General features: G+C 70.7%; 14 protein-coding genes, 1 tRNA gene and 1 riboswitch. Of the genes, 11 read left to right on the top strand and 4 right to left on the bottom strand.

Going from position 1 to position 16,515, the window contains the following annotated elements:
- Positions 1-61 precede the first annotated feature (61 nt).
- The 7 genes from ACZ5D2_RS17925 to ACZ5D2_RS17895 all read left to right on the top strand — a co-directional run bounded on the left by ACZ5D2_RS17925 (position 62) and on the right by ACZ5D2_RS17895 (position 7,433).
- Complete coding sequence (locus ACZ5D2_RS17925) at positions 62-1,345, top strand: cytochrome P450 family protein (RefSeq protein WP_468930274.1); 1,284 nt, start codon at positions 62-64, stop codon at positions 1,343-1,345.
- A gap of 136 nt (positions 1,346-1,481) precedes the next feature.
- Entirely contained in the window at positions 1,482-2,498 is a 1,017-nt protein-coding gene (locus ACZ5D2_RS17920) for a transglycosylase family protein (RefSeq protein WP_371678224.1), read from the top strand.
- 275 nt (positions 2,499-2,773) lie between these two features.
- Positions 2,774-2,943: riboswitch (cyclic di-AMP (ydaO/yuaA leader) on the top strand.
- A 2-nt stretch (positions 2,944-2,945) separates the two neighbouring features.
- Positions 2,946-3,698 (top strand): transglycosylase family protein, encoded by a 753-nt coding sequence (locus ACZ5D2_RS17915; RefSeq protein ID WP_468930270.1) that lies wholly within the window; start codon positions 2,946-2,948, stop codon positions 3,696-3,698.
- 293 nt (positions 3,699-3,991) lie between these two features.
- Positions 3,992-5,278 carry a phosphopyruvate hydratase gene (gene eno, locus ACZ5D2_RS17910; RefSeq protein WP_030028493.1) on the top strand — a complete coding sequence of 429 codons (1,287 nt, stop codon included), beginning with the start codon at positions 3,992-3,994 and terminating at the stop codon, positions 5,276-5,278.
- A gap of 99 nt (positions 5,279-5,377) precedes the next feature.
- Positions 5,378-5,866, top strand: coding sequence for an FtsB family cell division protein (locus tag ACZ5D2_RS17905; protein WP_371678226.1), 489 nt, complete (start codon positions 5,378-5,380; stop codon positions 5,864-5,866).
- 56 nt (positions 5,867-5,922) lie between these two features.
- The gene (locus ACZ5D2_RS17900) at positions 5,923-6,465 is read left to right on the top strand and encodes a DUF501 domain-containing protein (protein WP_371678227.1); all 543 of its coding nucleotides are present in this window, start codon (positions 5,923-5,925) and stop codon (positions 6,463-6,465) included.
- Complete coding sequence (locus tag ACZ5D2_RS17895; protein ID WP_468930264.1) at positions 6,462-7,433, top strand: Ppx/GppA phosphatase family protein; 972 nt, start codon at positions 6,462-6,464, stop codon at positions 7,431-7,433. Before ACZ5D2_RS17900 ends, ACZ5D2_RS17895 begins: the two co-directional genes overlap by 4 nt.
- Before the next feature lie 66 nt (positions 7,434-7,499).
- On the opposite strand, the gene ACZ5D2_RS17890 is transcribed toward ACZ5D2_RS17895, so the two are convergent.
- Positions 7,500-7,769: a type II toxin-antitoxin system RelE family toxin gene (locus tag ACZ5D2_RS17890; protein WP_371678230.1), complete on the bottom strand. Its 270-nt coding sequence runs from the start codon at positions 7,767-7,769 to the stop codon at positions 7,500-7,502.
- The gene (locus ACZ5D2_RS17885; protein WP_468930259.1) at positions 7,766-8,008 is read right to left on the bottom strand and encodes a type II toxin-antitoxin system Phd/YefM family antitoxin; all 243 of its coding nucleotides are present in this window, start codon (positions 8,006-8,008) and stop codon (positions 7,766-7,768) included. Before ACZ5D2_RS17885 ends, ACZ5D2_RS17890 begins: the two co-directional genes overlap by 4 nt.
- Before the next feature lie 502 nt (positions 8,009-8,510).
- Between ACZ5D2_RS17885 and ACZ5D2_RS17880 the strand changes: the two genes are divergently transcribed.
- On the top strand, positions 8,511-9,896 hold the full coding sequence (locus tag ACZ5D2_RS17880) for an NAD(P)/FAD-dependent oxidoreductase (RefSeq protein WP_371678231.1): 1,386 nt from the start codon (positions 8,511-8,513) through the stop codon (positions 9,894-9,896).
- A 166-nt stretch (positions 9,897-10,062) separates the two neighbouring features.
- The gene (locus ACZ5D2_RS17875) at positions 10,063-11,439 is read left to right on the top strand and encodes a class I SAM-dependent methyltransferase (protein WP_468930255.1); all 1,377 of its coding nucleotides are present in this window, start codon (positions 10,063-10,065) and stop codon (positions 11,437-11,439) included.
- A 94-nt stretch (positions 11,440-11,533) separates the two neighbouring features.
- Here the strand turns inward: ACZ5D2_RS17875 and ACZ5D2_RS17870 are convergent, their stop codons facing one another.
- Entirely contained in the window at positions 11,534-14,077 is a 2,544-nt protein-coding gene (locus ACZ5D2_RS17870) for an ABC transporter permease (RefSeq protein ID WP_468930251.1), read from the bottom strand.
- Between the two features lie 66 nt (positions 14,078-14,143).
- Positions 14,144-14,911, bottom strand: a complete 768-nt coding sequence (locus ACZ5D2_RS17865) for an ABC transporter ATP-binding protein (protein WP_030231828.1) — start codon at positions 14,909-14,911, stop codon at positions 14,144-14,146.
- A 501-nt stretch (positions 14,912-15,412) separates the two neighbouring features.
- Here ACZ5D2_RS17865 and ACZ5D2_RS17860 point away from each other — a divergent pair.
- Both ACZ5D2_RS17860 and ACZ5D2_RS17855 read left to right on the top strand, forming a co-directional pair.
- Positions 15,413-15,494 (top strand) — tRNA-Leu (locus tag ACZ5D2_RS17860).
- A 136-nt stretch (positions 15,495-15,630) separates the two neighbouring features.
- Positions 15,631-16,485, top strand: coding sequence for a Bax inhibitor-1/YccA family protein (locus ACZ5D2_RS17855; protein ID WP_266839449.1), 855 nt, complete (start codon positions 15,631-15,633; stop codon positions 16,483-16,485).
- The last annotated feature ends 30 nt before the right edge of the window (positions 16,486-16,515 follow it).

Here is a 16,515-nt window from a genome sequence, read left to right as displayed (position 1 = left end):
GGACAGCCGCGACGAACCACCTATATGGGATGGCGGCTTCCGGCCGGGATAACGTCGTCAGGTGCATGAGCAGACCTCCACTCCCGCGGCCGACGGCTCCCCCTCCCAGGGGCCGACCCTCTTCGACTGGGAGTTCGCGACCGACCCCTACCCGGCCTACGCCTGGCTGCGCGAGCACTCCCCGGTGCACCGCACGAAGCTCCCCAGCGGGGTCGAGGCCTGGCTCGTGACCCGCTACGCCGACGCCCGCCAGGCCCTCGCCGACCAGCGGCTGAGCAAGAACCCGGCGCACCACGCGGAACCCGCGCACGCCAAGGGCAAGACCGGGATCCCGGGGGAGCGCAAGGCGGAGCTGATGACGCACCTGCTGAACATCGACCCGCCGGACCACACCCGGCTGCGGCGGCTGGTGTCGAAGGCGTTCACCCCGCGCAGGGTCGCCGAGTTCACCCCGCGCGTGCAGGAACTCACCGACCACCTGATCGACAGGATCGTCGAGAAGGCGGGCGACGCGGAGCGGGGGGAGGCCGATCTCATCCATGAGTTCGCCTTCCCGCTCCCCATCTACGCCATCTGCGAGATGCTCGGCGTACCGCGCGAGGACCAGGACGACTTCCGCGACTGGGCCGGGATGATGATCCGGCACGGCGGGGGACCGCGCGGCGGGGTGGCCCGCTCCGTGAAGCAGATCCGCACCTATCTCGGGGAACTGATCCACCGCAAGCGGGATGATCTGGGCAATGACCTCATCTCGGACCTGATCCGGGCGAGCGACCACGGGGACCACCTGACGGAGGCGGAGGCCACGGCGATGGCCTTCATCCTCCTGTTCGCCGGCTTCGAAACCACGGTCAACCTGATCGGGAACGGCCTGCACGCCCTCTTCGTGAACCCGGACCAGCGCGCGCGCCTCCAGGACTCCCTCGCGGCCGGGGAGCGCGCCCTCCTGGAGACCGGCATCGAGGAACTGCTGCGCTACGACGGGCCGGTGGAGCTGGCCACCTGGCGATTCGCGACCGAGCCGCTGACCCTCGGCGGGCGGGACGTCGCCGTCGGGGACCCCGTGCTGGTGGTCCTCGCGGCGGCCGACCGCGACCCCGCCCGGTTCGCCGACCCCGACACCCTCGACCTCTCCCGGAGTGACAATCAGCACCTCGGGTACGGCCACGGGATCCACTACTGCCTCGGCGCCCCGCTCGCCCGTCTCGAAGGCCAGACGGCGCTCGCGACTTTGCTGACGCGTCTGCCGGATCTGGAACTTGCCGTTCCCCCCACGGACCTGCGCTGGCGCGGCGGGCTCATCATGCGGGGCCTGCGCACCCTCCCGGTCCGCTTCACACCTTGAAACACCGGGGTCCGGCAACCCGGCGGCGGAAACCGATCGGCTGACCGGAAGTCAGCCCCGGCCCGAACTTGTGACATCCGTTCGAAGGCGGCTAGGTTCTGCCGTTACCCCGCCGTTATGCGAAAGGTGCAGCCACATGCTTCCCGGGAACGGCCGCCACAGACGCCCCCGCCAGGTACCAGCCCTGGTCGTCACCGCCGGAGTCACCGGCTCCGCGTTGGCCCTGCCGCTGCTCGCCGCCACGAACGCGAGCGCAGCCGACACCGCCACGTGGGACAAGGTCGCCGACTGCGAAAGCGGCGGCACCTGGAGCGCCAACTCCGGCAGCGGGGCCTACGGCGGCCTCCAGTTCAGCCTGGAGCAGTGGAAGAACGCGGGCGGACTCGCCTACGCGGAACGCCCCGACCTCGCCAGCCGCTCCCAGCAGATCGCGGTCGCCGAGACCGTGCTGGCCTCCCAGGGCCCCCAGGCGTGGCCGCTGTGCTCCGCCTCGGCCGGGCTGACCCAGCAGGGGCCGGCGCCGCAGGTGGACCCCGGCGACCGCCACGGGCCGGTCGCCCCGACCCCGACCCGGCCGGACAACGCCGTCCCCGACAAGAGTTCGAGCGGGCGCGCCACGGACTTCGGGGCCCCGACCCCGCAGCCGGGTAGGCCGGGCGCCTCCCCGTCCACGAGCCCGAGCGGGCTGCCGGACTACCCGCTGGGCCCGAACACCGGACTGCCCGTCATGCCGGACCCGGACCCGACCGCGCCGACCACCACGCCCCCGGTCACCCCCACCACCCCGGTGGACCCGACCGCCCCGGTCTCCCCGACGGCCCCGGTCAGCCCGACCGCCCCGGTGGACCCGACGGCCTCCCCGGCCCCGACGACCCCCGGCGCCAACCCCGCCTCTCCGGCCGCGGAGAAGGGCGAGGGCGCGGGCAAGCACCGCGGCCCGGCGGCCGTCGAGGTGGCGACCGCGCCCGGCACGGCGTCCGGCACCCCCGACCCCACGTACACGGTGAAGGCGGGCGACAGCCTGACCGACATCGCGAAAGCCAAGGGACTCAAGGGCGGCTGGACCGCCCTCTACCAGGCCAACGAGCAGGTCATCGGCGGGGACGCGGACCTCATCAAGCCGGGTCAGAACCTGGATCTAACCAAGAAATAAGGGCAGTTCGGGCATCCGGAAAGACCTGAATGTCCGTTATCGGTAAATGAGACATGCGTCTCTTCCGGTCAACTGGCGTGTCTCGTTCCGGAACTTCCGCAAACCCCGCCCTCACCTGCGAAAACGCCCATTTGAGGAATGCAAGTAGGCCGGTTTCTCCCTGATGTCGCGCGTTGAACATCGGGGAGAGACCTGCCTACCTTCTGAATCGCTCGCCACCGCGGGCTCCTTCGACCGCATCGCCGAATCCTGCCGGCGGACGGAGGGAACAGTCGTCGCGTCAAGCGCCGAAGGCAGGAGCGGGGGAACCAAGGTAGGCGCCGGGAAAGGCCGTTGAGAGACGGTCGCGACCGGCTAGGGGTTAAGCCACGTGCTCGACACGTGACCGGGCAACTCATCCGCCCGAACCCGACAGCTCACCTCGAAGGCGTCGGTGAGGAGAACTCCATGCTGCTTTCCGGCAAGGGCAAGCACCGTCGCGGCTCCAAGGCCGTCCGCATCGTCACGCTCGCCGGTGTCGCCGGTGTCGCGGTCGCCGCCCCCCTGATGGCCGCGGGCTCCGCGAGCGCCGCCACCGTCAGCGAGTGGGACAAGGTCGCCTCCTGCGAGTCCGGCGGCAACTGGTCCATCAACACGGGCAACGGCTACTACGGCGGCCTGCAGTTCTCGTCCTCCACCTGGGCCGCGTACGGCGGCAAGGCGTACGCCTCGCAGGCCAACCAGGCCTCCAAGAGCCAGCAGATAGCCATCGCCGAGAAGGTCCTCAAGGGCCAGGGCAAGGGCGCCTGGCCGTCCTGCGGCGTCGGCCTGTCCAACTCCGCGTACAACGGCGGCGGTTCGACCACCACCCCGTCGAAGCCGAAGCCCGACACCAAGCCGGCCCCGGCCAAGCCCGCCCCGGCGAAGCCCTCCACCCCGAAGGCCGACACCGAGACCAAGGCCTCCGGCTCCGGCTCCGGCAGCTGGACCCCGGCCAAGCCGGCCCCGGCCAAGCCGTCCACCCCGAAGGCCGGCACCCCGTCGACCGGCACGGTGAAGACCGGCAACGGCTCGTACGAGGTCAAGGAGGGCGACACCCTCGGGACCATCGCCCAGGCCAACGGCGTCAAGGGCGGCTGGGAGAAGCTCTTCGAGCTCAACAAGGACATCGTCGACGACGCCGACATGATCTTCCCGGGGCAGAAGCTGAAGCTCAGCTGAACTCCCGCGTAACACCGCATCACCGGGCCCGGCCCGTAGTGCTTCCCGCCGCCCGGCGCGTCTCCCACGCGCCGGGCGGCGGTGTGTTGTGCGCCGCCGCCGACCTGCGGCGGCTGCCGCCGAGGGCGGACAGGCGAGGGTCTTATGTCAGGGAAGAGGGGTATTCGGGCCCTTTTTCGTCCCAGGACCCGGGCGGCGACAGGCCCAGTGCCCGGAGCCGGTTAGGCTCTAGTCGGCAAGGCCGTCCCACGGCCACCCGCCACCGCACACCCAGCGTCACATCCCAGAAGGAGATGCTCGTGCCGTCCATCGACGTCGTCGTAGCCCGGGAAATCCTGGACTCCCGAGGCAACCCCACGGTCGAGGTCGAGGTGGGCCTCGACGACGGCAGCACCGGCCGTGCTGCCGTTCCGTCCGGCGCCTCCACCGGAGCGTTCGAGGCCATCGAGCTCCGTGACGGTGACCCCAACCGTTACATGGGCAAGGGTGTCGAGAAGGCCGTCCTCGCCGTCATCGAGCAGATCGGCCCGGAGCTCGTCGGCTACGACGCCACCGAGCAGCGCCTGATCGACCAGGCCATGTTCGACCTGGACGCCACCGACAACAAGGGCTCCCTCGGCGCCAACGCCATCCTCGGCGTGTCCCTCGCCGTCGCGCACGCCGCGTCCGAGGCCTCGGACCTGCCGCTCTTCCGCTACCTCGGCGGCCCGAACGCGCACCTGCTGCCCGTTCCGATGATGAACATCCTCAACGGTGGGTCGCACGCCGACTCCAACGTCGACATCCAGGAGTTCATGATCGCCCCGATCGGCGCGGAGTCCTTCTCCGAGGCGCTGCGCTGGGGTGCCGAGGTCTACCACACCCTCAAGAAGGTCCTGCACACCAAGGGCCTCTCCACCGGTCTCGGTGACGAGGGCGGCTTCGCCCCGAACCTGGAGTCCAACCGCGCCGCGCTCGACCTCATCATCGAGGCCATCAAGCAGGCCGGCTACACCCCGGGCAAGGACATCGCGCTCGCGCTCGACGTCGCCGCGTCCGAGTTCTACAAGGACGGCAAGTACGAGTTCGAGGGCCAGTCCCGCTCGGCCGCCGAGATGACCGACTACTACGCCGAGCTCGTCGAGGCGTACCCGCTGGTCTCCATCGAGGACCCGCTGTTCGAGGACGACTGGGCCGGCTGGAAGACCATCACCGACCGCCTGGGCGCCAAGGTCCAGATCGTCGGCGACGACCTCTTCGTCACCAACCCGGAGCGCCTGGCCCGCGGCATCGAGGAGGGCTCCGCGAACGCCCTGCTCGTGAAGGTGAACCAGATCGGTTCGCTGACCGAGACCCTCGACGCCGTCGAGATGGCCCAGCGCAACGGCTTCAAGTGCATGATGTCGCACCGCTCCGGCGAGACCGAGGACGTCACCATCGCCGACCTCGCCGTCGCCGTGAACTGCGGTCAGATCAAGACCGGCGCCCCGGCCCGCTCGGACCGCGTCGCCAAGTACAACCAGCTGCTGCGCATCGAGGAGATCCTCGACGACGCCGCGGTGTACGCGGGCCGCTCGGCGTTCCCGCGCTTCAAGGGCTAATCACCGCCTCTCGGCGCTGGCCTCCGTACGTCCCCGCACTCGGTCCCGTACCGTGTGCGGGGACGTATTTGCGTAGTACGCACCAGGGGAGGCGGGACCATGGCCGGGAACCGGGATCGGTTCTCCACCTTCTCGACGGCGACCAGGCTCAAGCAGCTCGGCGAGCGCACCGCGGCCCACGTCTACCGCTCGCAGTCCCGCCGGCACATCCGGCGCAGCCGGCTCACCGGCCGGGCGGCCCTGCTGGTGCTCGTCCTCTGTACCCTGGTCGTCGCCCTCGCCTATCCGATGCGCCAGTACGTCTCCCAGCGCTCGGAGATCGCGGACCAGCAGCGGGCCGCCGACGACGCGCGCAAGCGCCTCGACCAGCTCCGGGACGAGAAGGCCCGCTGGCAGGACCCGGCCTACGCGGAGCAGCAGGCGCGCAGGCACCTGCACTTCCTGCGTCCGGGGGAGGTCGGCTACATCATGACCGACCCCGGCTCCGGAGCCGCGGAACACCATCGCGGCGGGGAGTCGGGATCCGACCGCCCCTGGTACTCCAACGTCTGGGACGGAGTCGACAAGGCCGACCGCCCCGGCGACTGAGGCCGCCCGACCCGTCCCCGCACCCACCCACGAGAACGAAGAGACTTCCTCCAGGCATGCAGACGCCCCCGCCCCAGACCGACCGGACCGAGCCGACCGACGCGGACATCGACGCGTTCCAGCAGCAGCTCGGCCGCCCCCCGCGCGGGCTGCGCGCGATCGCGCACCGCTGCCCCTGCGGCCAGCCGGACGTCGTGGAGACCGCCCCGCGCCTCCCCGACGGCACCCCCTTCCCCACGCTCTACTACCTCACCTGCCCGCGCGCGGCCTCCGCGATCGGCACGCTGGAGGCCAACGGCGTGATGAAGGAGATGCAGGCCCGGCTCGCCGAGGACCCGGAACTCGCCGCCGCCTACCGGGCCGCGCACGAGGACTACATCCGGCGGCGCGACGCCATCGAGGTGCTCCAGGGCTTCCCCAGCGCCGGCGGCATGCCGGACCGGGTGAAGTGCCTGCACGTGCTCGTCGGCCACTCGCTGGCCGCGGGCCCCGGCGTGAACCCCTTCGGCGACGAGGCCCTGGCGATGCTGCCCGAGTGGTGGGCCAAGGGCGCCTGCGTCACCCCGTGCGGGGAGAAGACGGCGGAGGCCGGCGCGTGACCCGGGTCGCGGCCGTCGACTGCGGTACGAACTCCATCCGCCTCCTCGTCGCGGACTGCGACCCGGCCACCGGTGACCTGGTCGAGCTGGACCGCCGGATGACGGTCGTCCGGCTCGGCCAGGGCGTGGACCGGACCGGCCGACTGGCCCCGGAGGCGCTGGAGCGCACCTTCGCGGCCTGCCGCGAGTACGCCGCGGTGATCAAGGAGCTGGGTGCCGAGCGGGTCCGTTTCGTGGCCACCTCGGCCTCGCGGGACGCCGAGAACCGCGACGACTTCGTCCGGGGCGTCCTGGACATCCTGGGCGTGGAGCCCGAGGTGATCTCCGGGGACCAGGAGGCCGAGTTCTCCTTCACCGGCGCCACCCGCGAACTCACCGGCCACACCCACCTGGAGCGGCCCTTCCTGGTCGTGGACATCGGCGGCGGCTCGACGGAGTTCGTGGTCGGCGAGGAGCACGTACGGGCGGCCCGCTCGGTGGACGTGGGCTGCGTCCGGATGACCGAGCGCCACCTGGTCGTGGACGGGCAGGTCACCGACCCGCCGACCGCCGCGCAGGTCGCCGCCATGCGCGCCGACATCGAGGCGGCCCTGGACCTGGCCGGGCAGACGGTCCCGCTGGACGGGGCCCGCACCCTGGTGGGCCTGGCGGGCTCGGTGACCACGGTCGCCGCGATCGCCCTGGGCCTGGCGGAGTACGACTCTTCGGCGATCCACCACTCCCGGATCCCCTACGAGCGGGTCCGCGAGATCAGCGAGCGCATGCTCGCCTCGACGCACGCCGAACGCGCCGCGATCCCGGTGATGCACCCGGGCCGGGTCGACGTGATCGGCGCCGGCGCCCTGGTCCTGCTCGCGATCATGGAGCGGACGGGAGCCGCCGAGGTCGTGGTCTCGGAGCACGACATCCTCGACGGCATCGCGATCAAGGCAGCAGAAGAGGCCGAGGCCGCCAAGCAGCGGTCTTGACCTGCTGCACGGCTGAACGGCGGCGCTCCGGTGAGTCCACCGGAGCGCCGCCGCCGTATCCTGCGTTCAGATGGTGCGGTAGGCGTCGCGACGGTCGCCGACCTTGACGACGAGGACGACGAGCTCGCCGTCGAGCACCTGGTAGGCGATCCGGTAGCTGCCGACCCGGAGCCTGTAGAGGCCGGAGGGTCCGGTGAGTTCCTTGATGTCGGCGTCCTCGCGGAAGGGGTCGTCCCCCAGCGCGGTCAGGGCGGCGAGGATCCGCATGGCGGCCGGCTTGTCGATCGCCCGGAGCTGCCTTTGCGCGGCGGTCGTGAACCGGAACGCGTACTTCACGCCGCGCCGTCACCCCGTTCGCTGAACAGGTCGGCGAGGAGCTCGGCCATGGTCACGGTCGGTCCGCCCTCGGCGAGCACGGCTTCTGCCTCCCGCGCGAGCAGTTCGTCAGCCGCTTCTTCCAGCGCGTTGAAATCGGCGATCGGTACGAGGGCGGCCACCGGGGCACCGTTGCGGGTGATGATCGTCGGGGCGCCCTGCTCGGCCCGGTTGCCCGTCGTGGGCCGTACGGCTCGCACCGGCCGCCCGGAGTCCCGTGGGCGGCCTTCGCGCGTCCCGGGGCTGAACATCGTGTTCCGCCCGATGGGGTGGTCGTGGTCGGGGCGAGTGAGGGCCGAGCGGAGGCCGAGCGGAGGCCGGGCGGAGGGCTCGCGGAGGCCGAAAGTCCCCTCCTCCGCACGAACTTCGTGAAGTTCTTCACAAGGAAAAAGGGCCTGTTGGGCCGCGGGGAGGGTCCTTCGAGGGGTTCTCGGGGGTCGCGAGGCCGTTTCTCCGTGTGTTTGTGCGAAGAAGTAGGGCTGCGGGTTTCGTATCAGAGGTATGGACGAAGAGCGGTGGTCCAGTCCGGTTCAGGCCCTGGAGGCCAGTTCAGGACGGGTGAACAACGATTTCCGATCCACTCCGGTTCCCGTTGTGCGCCATGATCTGGGTCACGTGGGCCGCGCAGTGTAGCAGAGGGTCTGTGGCACCTTGTGAAGGGGCTCACGAGCGTCACCCCTTGGGGTGCTGGATACTCGTTCCATGAGCACCACGGAGCGTCCCAGGATCCTCGTTGTAGGAGGTGGGTACGTAGGCCTGTACGCAGCCAAGCGCATCATGAAGAAGATGCGCTACGGCGAGGCGACCGTCACGGTCGTCGACCCGCGGTCGTACATGACCTACCAGCCCTTCCTCCCCGAAGTGGCCGCAGGCAGCATCTCGCCTCGGCACGTCGTCGTCCCGCTGCGACGCGTGCTGCCCAAGGCTGAGGTTCTCACCGGCCGGGTCACCACCATCGACCAGGACCGCAAGGTCGCCGTCGTCACGCCGCTGGTCGGCGAGGCGTACGAGCTGCCCTTCGACTACCTGGTGATCGCGCTCGGCGCCGTCTCCCGCACCTTCCCGATCCCCGGCCTCGCCGAACAGGGCATCGGCATGAAGGGCGTCGAAGAGGGCATCGGCCTGCGCAACCACGTCCTCGAGCAGCTCGACAAGGCCGAGTCCACGACGGACGAGAACGTCCGCCGCAAGGCGCTCACCTTCGTCTTCGTCGGCGGCGGCTTCGCCGGCGCCGAGACGATCGGCGAGGTCGAGGACATGGCCCGCGACGCCGCGAAGTACTACTCCACGATCAAGCGCGAGGACATGCGCTTCATCCTGGTCGACGCGGCCGACAAGATCCTTCCCGAGGTCGGGCCCAAGCTCGGCACCTGGGGCAAGGAGCACCTCGAGTCGCGCGGCATCGAGATCTACCTCAACACCTCCATGGACTCCTGCGTGGACGGCCACGTGGTGCTGAAGAACGGCCTTGAGGTCGACTCCAACACCCTGGTGTGGACCGCGGGCGTCAAGCCCAACCCGGTCCTGGCCCGCTACGGCCTGCCGCTCGGCCCCCGCGGCCACGTGGACGCCGAGCCGACCCTCCAGGTCAAGGGCACGGACTACATCTGGACCGCCGGCGACAACGCCCAGGTTCCCGACATGGCCGCCCGCAAGGCCGGCGTCGAGAACGCCTGGTGCCCGCCGAACGCCCAGCACGCGCTGCGCCAGGCCAAGGTCCTCGGCGACAACGTGATCTCCGGCATGCGGGGCTTCCCGCAGAAGGAGTACGCGCACTCCAACAAGGGTGCGGTGGCGGGCCTCGGCCTCCACAAGGGCGTCGCGATGATCGTCATGGGCAAGATGAAGATCAAGCTCAAGGGCCGGCTCGCCTGGTACATGCACCGTGGCTACCACGGTCTGGCCATGCCGACCTGGAACCGCAAGATCCGCGTCTTCGCCGACTGGACCCTCGGCATGTTCCTCAAGCGCGAGGTCGTCTCCCTCGGAGCGCTGGAGACCCCGCGCGAGGAGTTCTACGAGGCCGCCAAGCCGGCTCCGGCCCCGGCCGCCGCCTCGGCTCCGGCCCAGAAGGCCAAGGCTTCCTGACCCCGGCACCCGCCGGCAGGAACCCGAGCAGTACCCGTACGTCCCCGAAGGGGCCGCCCGCCATCCGTGGTGCGGGCGGCCCCTTCGGCGTACCCGGTGCCGGTTCTGATTGACGCGTGCCCGAAACGGGTAGGCCGTTCGGTCGGAACTTATGGAGGTGCCTACGATGACCGACGCCGCGCCGCGGCTGGCCGCTCTTGCCGAAACCCTGCTGGGCGCCCCCCTGCCCGTACGCATACGAGCCTGGGACGGCAGCGAAGCCGGTCCCGCCACCGGCCCCACCCTGGTGATCGAAAACCGGCGCGCACTGCGCCGCGTCCTGTGGATGCCCGGGGAACTCGGGCTGGCCCGCGCCTGGGTCGCCGGGGACCTGACGGTCGACGGCGACCTGTTCGAGGTCCTGGACCGGGTGGCCGGACTGCTCTGGGAGCGGGAGCCCGCCGAGGCACCCGCCACGCCCGCGCCCCGCACGGGCCTGGGCAAGCTCACCGCTCTGCGCCCCCACCTGCCCGCGCTCGCCTCCGGCGCCGCCGGGACGGCCGCGTTACTCCGCGATCCGGCGAGCCGGGCCGCCGTACGGGAGCTCGTGGCCCTGGCCCGGCCCTGGGCGGCGCCCGCGCCGCCCGCGGAGGAGGCGGCCCGCAGGGGCGGGCAGATCCACTCCAAGGGCCGCGACCGCCAGGCCATCAGCCACCACTACGACGTGGGCAACGCCTTCTACGAGCACGTCCTCGGGCCCTCGATGGTCTACTCGTGCGCCTACTGGAGCCCCGGCGGGACCCTGGAGGAGGCCCAGCGCGACAAGCTGGACCTGGTCTGCCGCAAGCTGGGCCTCAAGGAGGGCGACCGGCTCCTCGACGTCGGCTGCGGCTGGGGCTCCATGGCCCTGCACGCGGCCCGGGAGTACGGGGTCCGGGTCACCGGGGTCACCCTCTCCCGCGAACAGGCCGCCTACGCCCGCAAGCGGATCGCCGAGGAGGGCCTGACCGACCGGATCGAGATCCGGGTTCAGGACTACCGGGACGTCAAGGACGGCCCGTACGACGCCATTTCCTCCATCGGGATGGCCGAACACGTCGGCGCCGAACGCTACCGCGAGTACGCCCGCACCCTGCACGCGCTGCTCGCCCCCGGCGGCCGGCTGCTGAACCACCAGATCGCGCGTCCGCCGGAGGCCGACGAAGAGGCCTACCGGATCAACGAGTTCATCGACGCCTACGTCTTCCCCGACGGGGAGCTGTCCCCCGTCGGCACGACCGTCGGCGAACTGGAGCGGGCCGGCTTCGAGGTCCGCGACGTGGAGGCGCTGCGCGAGCACTACGCGCTCACCCTGCGGGCCTGGGTGGCCCGGCTGGAGGAGCACTGGGAGGAGGCCGTACGCCTCACCTCGCCCGGCCGCGCACGCGTCTGGCGTCTCTACATGGCGGCCTCCGCGCTCGGCTTCGAGCACGGCCGGCTCGGGGTCAACCAGATCCTGGCGGTACGGCCCGGGGGCGCGGCGGCCTCGGGGTTGCCGCTGAGGACGCGTACGTGGGGCGCGTGACGGCGTAGCGGTGCGACCGGGAGACCGGACGCCGAAGGGCCCCGGGGGAGTGCCCCGGGGCCCTTCGTGCGCGTGCGCCGCGTCCGCTGCCCGGTTACTCGGTCTTGATGGCGGTCAGCATGTTCAGCCGGGCGGCGCTGCGGGCCGGCCACATGGCGGCCAGGACGCCGACCAGTCCGGCGAGGAGGAAGAAGATCCCGATCCGGTCGAAGGGGATCACCAGCTCGTAGCCCGGGACGGAGCCCGCGATGGTCCGGCCGCCGGCCCAGGCGAGGAAGACGCCGACGCCGATGCCGAGGACCGCGCCGAAGAGCGAGATGACCACGGCCTCCAGGCGGATCATGTTCTTGACCCGGCCGCGGTCGAGGCCGATCGCCCGCAGCATGCCGATCTCCTGCTGGCGCTCGTAGACCGACATCGCGAGGGTGTTGATCACGCCGAGGACCGCGATGATCAGCGCCATGCCGAGCAGGCCGTACATGATGTTCAGGGACGTGTTGATCATGCCGGCCATCTCGTCGCGCATGGCGGCCTTGTCGGAGACCTTGATGGCCGGGTTCTTGCCGAGGGCGTCGACGACGGCCTGCTGGCCCCCGTCGGAGGTGCCGCCGGAGACCTTGACGAGCACCTCGGGCAGGTACTGGGACTCGTTGTGCGCGGCGAGGATCCTGTTGTCGAGGACGTAGTCCTCCAGCTGGTCCTTGCCGTCGTACAGGGCTCCGACCTGGAGCCGGCCCTTCTGGCCGTCGTCGTACTGGACGTCGACGGTGGAGCCGACCGACAGGCCCCTCTTGCCCGCCTCCTCGGCGGAGACCATCAGCTTGCCCTGGCCCAGGGAGGCGAGGTCACCGGCGGTGGTCTTCACGTTCAGCACCGCGTCGAGGGCGGCCGGGTTGACGCCGCTCACCGTCCGGTGGCCGTCGCCGATCTTGACCATCTCCATCGTCTTCGGGGAGACGGCGGTGACGCCCTTGCCCTTCTCCAGGGCGGGGAGCACGGACTTGTCGAGGTTCATGCCCTCGCCGGCCATCGTGACGCGGTAGTCGGCCTTGATGTTCTGGGTGCTGAGCCGGTCGATGGCCTGGCCGACGGTGATGCCGATGACCGACATGGCGGTGACCAGGGTGAGGCCGATGGTCAGCGAGGCGGCGGTGACGGCGGTGCGGCGCGGGTTGCGCACCGCGTTCTGCGCGGCCAGCTTGCCGGAGACGCCGAACACCTTCTCCAGCAGCGGGCGGACTGCGGCGATGACCGGGCGGGACAGCATCGGCAGCAGTACGAACAGGCCGATGACCAGGAAGAACGCGCCGCCGGCGATCGTGGTGCGGCCCTCGCTCTTCTGGCTGGCGCCGAGCAGGACCACGCCGACGCCGATGACGGCCAGGACGCTGCCGATGATGTTGCGCAGCACCAGGGACTTCATCGTGGCGGGCAGGTGGACGCTGGCCATGGCGGCGACCGGGGCGATCTTGGCGGTCCGGCGGGCGGGCAGCCAGGCGGCCAGCATGGTCACGAGGACACCGATGACCAGGGCGACGACGACGGTCATCGGAGCGATGATCAGCGAACCGGCCGGGATCTTGGCGTTGAAGAGTTCCATCGCGGAGCGCATGGCGACCGCGAGGCCGATGCCGCAGGCCAGGCCGATGACCGAGGAGACGAGGCCGACCACTGCGGCCTCGGCGAGGACCGAGCGCTTGACCTGGCCGCGGTTGGCGCCGACGGCGCGCAGCAGCGCCAGCTCCTTGGTCCGCTGGGCGACCAGCATGGTGAAGGTGTTGTAGATCAGGAAGATGCCGACGAAGAGGGAGACCCCGGCGAAGATCAGCAGGCCGGTGCTCATGCCGGACATGGCCGTCTCGATGTCCTTGGCCTGCTCGGCCGCCAGCGCGGCGCCGGTCTTGGCCTCGGCGCTCTTGGACAGCAGCGGCTTGACGTCGGCGAGCAGCTGGTCGGCGGTGGTGCCGGGCTTCGCGGCGATGGAGAGCTCGCGGTAGAAGCCGGGCTGGAGGTAGAGTTCCTGGGCGATCTTGGTGTCGAAGAGCACGAGGCTGCCGCCCGCGTTGACGGCGCCGTCCTCGGTGGTGAAGACGCCGGTGAGGGTGAACTCCCGGACCGGGCCGTTGGTGGCGACGCGGACCTTGTCGCCGACCTGGTACTCGCCCTTGGCGGCGCTGTCCTTGTCGAGGGCGATCTGGTCGTCCTTGACCGGACCGGTGCCCTCGGTGAAGGCGTAGCGCGGGTCCTTGCCGTCCTTGACGGGGGCGAAGTTGGCACCGGCGTTGGCCCAGCCGCTGCCGATCAGCTTGCCGTTCTGGTCGCCGACGCCGGCGAAGCCCTGGACGCGGCCGGAGACCGAGTCGACGCCGTTGACGGCCTTGATCTTGTCGAGGGTCTGCTGGCCGATGCCGGGGTCGCCCTGCTTCTGGCCGTCCTCACCGCGGCCGCGGCCGTAGTCGGTGACGGAGACCGCGACGCCCTCGTAGGACTTCGCGGACTGGTTGGACATGGCCTTGCTGAGCGTGTCGGTGAACACGAGGGTGCCGGAGACGAACGCGACGCCGAGGGTGACGGCGAGCACCGTCATCAGCAGCCGGGCCTTGTGCGCGAGGACGTTGCGCAGGGCGGTACGGAACATGGGATCTCAGTCCTGGGGCTGGAAGTCTGTGCGGAGGGCTGCGGGGGGCCGCCGGGCGGCGCCGCTTCAGCTGGTACGGCCCTTGGCGTCGAAGGCCTTCATCCGGTCGAGCACGCCGTCGGCGGTGGGCTCGCGCATCTCGTCGACGATGGCGCCGTCGGCGAGGAAGATGACGCGGTCCGCGTAGGAGGCGGCGACCGGGTCGTGGGTGACCATCACGACGGTCTGGCCGAGCTCGCGGACCGAGTTGCGCAGGAAGCCGAGGACCTCGGCGCCGGAGCGGGAGTCGAGGTTTCCGGTGGGCTCGTCGCCGAAGATGATCTCGGGGCGGGAGGCCAGGGCGCGGGCGACCGCCACGCGCTGCTGCTGGCCGCCGGAGAGCTGCGTGGGACGGTGGGAGAGGCGCTCGGAGAGGCCGACCATGGCGATCACGGTGTCCAGCCACTGGCGGTCGGGCTTGCGGCCGGCGATGTCCATCGGGAGCGTGATGTTCTCCAGGGCGGTCAGGGTCGGCAGCAGGTTGAACGCCTGGAAGATGAAGCCGATCTTGTCCCGGCGCAGCTGGGTCAGCTGCTTGTCCTTGAGGGAGCCGAGCTCGGTGTCGCCGATGCGGACCGAGCCCCCGGAGAAGGTGTCCAGGCCGGCGACGCAGTGCATCAGGGTGGACTTGCCGGAGCCGGACGGGCCCATGATCGCGGTGAACTGGCCCTGGGCGAAGTCGACGGAGACGTTGTTCAGCGCGACCACCTGGGTCTCGCCCTGGCCGTACACCTTCGAGAGCTGCGTGGCGCGGGCCGCCACGGCCTGGGAGGTGTGGTGCGGGGCGTAGTTCATGGCGGTCACGGAGGACTCCTGTCGAGCGGCTGCTGCGGTGGGGCTGGGACCCTTCCATCCTCACCGCGCCAACAGGGCCGGGGATCAGCCGAGGTGCCCGTTCTCCGGCCCACTGGAGTCTGATCGCGAGCGCGTCCGCCTCCTCCTTTGGTATGACAGGAGCCCTGAGGACCGGCCGTCGCGGCCGGCCCCGGAGGGGATCCGCGCGGGCGGGGCCGGGGGCGCGAGCGGGGGCGCGGCCGGGGGCGCGGCCGGGGGCGCGCTCAGGGGGTGGCCCGGGGTGGCGGACGGGGTGGCGCGGGGCAGCGAAATTACGTCATTCCCGTGGCGGGGGAGAGCGTTGCCCGGAACGGTGCCGACCGTGACTTATCGACCCTGACGCTCCCTCAATCACCAATAAAATCAGACAACATCGGATAGAAGGCCGTCTGGGCGGCAGGGGGATCCGGATAGGCTCGCCGCAGCGTTTCAAGGCTTTTCCACGGGGGCCCGCTGCGCCTTGCCCGGATGGTGGAATGCAGACACGGCGAGCTTAAACCTCGCTGGCCCTCGGGCCGTGCCGGTTCAAGTCCGGCTCCGGGCACTTCCGCAGCCGTCCCCGTTTTTGACGGCGCTTCGACGCGTCCTCTTCTAAGATCCTCCTCCAGCAGTAGGGTGCTTTCTTTGCGAGCGCATTACTCTTGTGGCAAGGCTGCGCACGGTGGCCATGGAGGAGTGAGATGAGGAGCAGTAACCCGGTCTTCTCGCGACGGGGGTTCAGCCGCGACAACGGCGGCTACGCGGGCTTCGAGGCACAACACGCGCAGGCCGGGACCGCGACCAACCCATACGCGACGAATCCTTACGCCACCGACCCCACCACCGGCATGCCGGCGGCGCCGGTCCGCGGCAACGCCATGACGATCGACGACGTCGTGAGCCGTACGGCCATGACGCTCGGCACCCTGATCGTGACGGCGACGCTGGCCTGGATCACGCTTCCCGTCGACCCGGCGAACGTCAACAAGTCGTACGGCTTCGCCGTCGGCGCGGCGCTCGTCGCGTTCGTCCTCGCGATGATCCAGAGCTTCAAGCGCAAGCCGTCCCCCGCGCTGATCCTGGGCTACGCGGCCTTCGAGGGCGTCTTCCTCGGCGTCATCAGCATGGTGACCAGCACCTACATCAGTCCGGGCGTGGTCGTCCAGGCCGTGCTCGGCACGATGTGCGTCTTCGCCGCCGTGCTCTTCGCGTACAAGATGCGCTGGATCCGCGTCACCCGCCGCTTCACCGGCTTCGTGATGGCCGCGGCCCTCGGCTTCGTCCTGCTGATGCTGGCGAACTCGCTGTTCGCCCTGTTCGGCGGCGGCGACGGCCTCGGCTTCCGCAGCGGCGGCCTGGGCATCGTCTTCGGTCTCCTCGGCGTCGTCCTCGGCGCCTGCTTCCTCGCCATGGACTTCAAGCAGGTCGAGGACGGCGTGACCTACGGCGCCCCGCGCGAGGAGTCCTGGCTGGCGGCCTTCGGCCTCACCCTGACCCTGGTGTGGATCTACCTGGAGCTGCTGCGCCTCTTCCAGATCCTCTCCGGCGACGACTAGCCGGACCGCCCGGAGGCACCACGGGCACCA

Source organism: Streptomyces sp. NPDC031479 (assembly GCF_055581065.1).
The sequence above is the reverse complement of the archived record's forward strand: the minus strand, read 5'-3'. Positions and strand labels throughout refer to the sequence as shown.

What these genes read in the sequence shown, in the direction of transcription:
- ACZ5D2_RS17920 (WP_371678224.1), top strand. Translation starts at nt 1,482, where the DNA reads ATGCTTCCCGGGAACGGCCGCCACAGACGCCCCCGCCAGGTACCAGCC.
- ACZ5D2_RS17915 (WP_468930270.1), top strand. Translation starts at nt 2,946, where the DNA reads ATGCTGCTTTCCGGCAAGGGCAAGCACCGTCGCGGCTCCAAGGCCGTC.
- eno (WP_030028493.1), top strand. Translation starts at nt 3,992, where the DNA reads ATGCTCGTGCCGTCCATCGACGTCGTCGTAGCCCGGGAAATCCTGGAC.
- ACZ5D2_RS17905 (WP_371678226.1), top strand. Translation starts at nt 5,378, where the DNA reads ATGGCCGGGAACCGGGATCGGTTCTCCACCTTCTCGACGGCGACCAGG.
- ACZ5D2_RS17900 (WP_371678227.1), top strand. Translation starts at nt 5,923, where the DNA reads ATGCAGACGCCCCCGCCCCAGACCGACCGGACCGAGCCGACCGACGCG.
- ACZ5D2_RS17880 (WP_371678231.1), top strand. Translation starts at nt 8,511, where the DNA reads ATGAGCACCACGGAGCGTCCCAGGATCCTCGTTGTAGGAGGTGGGTAC.
- ACZ5D2_RS17875 (WP_468930255.1), top strand. Translation starts at nt 10,063, where the DNA reads ATGACCGACGCCGCGCCGCGGCTGGCCGCTCTTGCCGAAACCCTGCTG.
- ACZ5D2_RS17870 (WP_468930251.1), bottom strand. Translation starts at nt 14,077, where the DNA reads ATGTTCCGTACCGCCCTGCGCAACGTCCTCGCGCACAAGGCCCGGCTG.
- ACZ5D2_RS17865 (WP_030231828.1), bottom strand. Translation starts at nt 14,911, where the DNA reads ATGAACTACGCCCCGCACCACACCTCCCAGGCCGTGGCGGCCCGCGCC.
- ACZ5D2_RS17855 (WP_266839449.1), top strand. Translation starts at nt 15,631, where the DNA reads ATGAGGAGCAGTAACCCGGTCTTCTCGCGACGGGGGTTCAGCCGCGAC.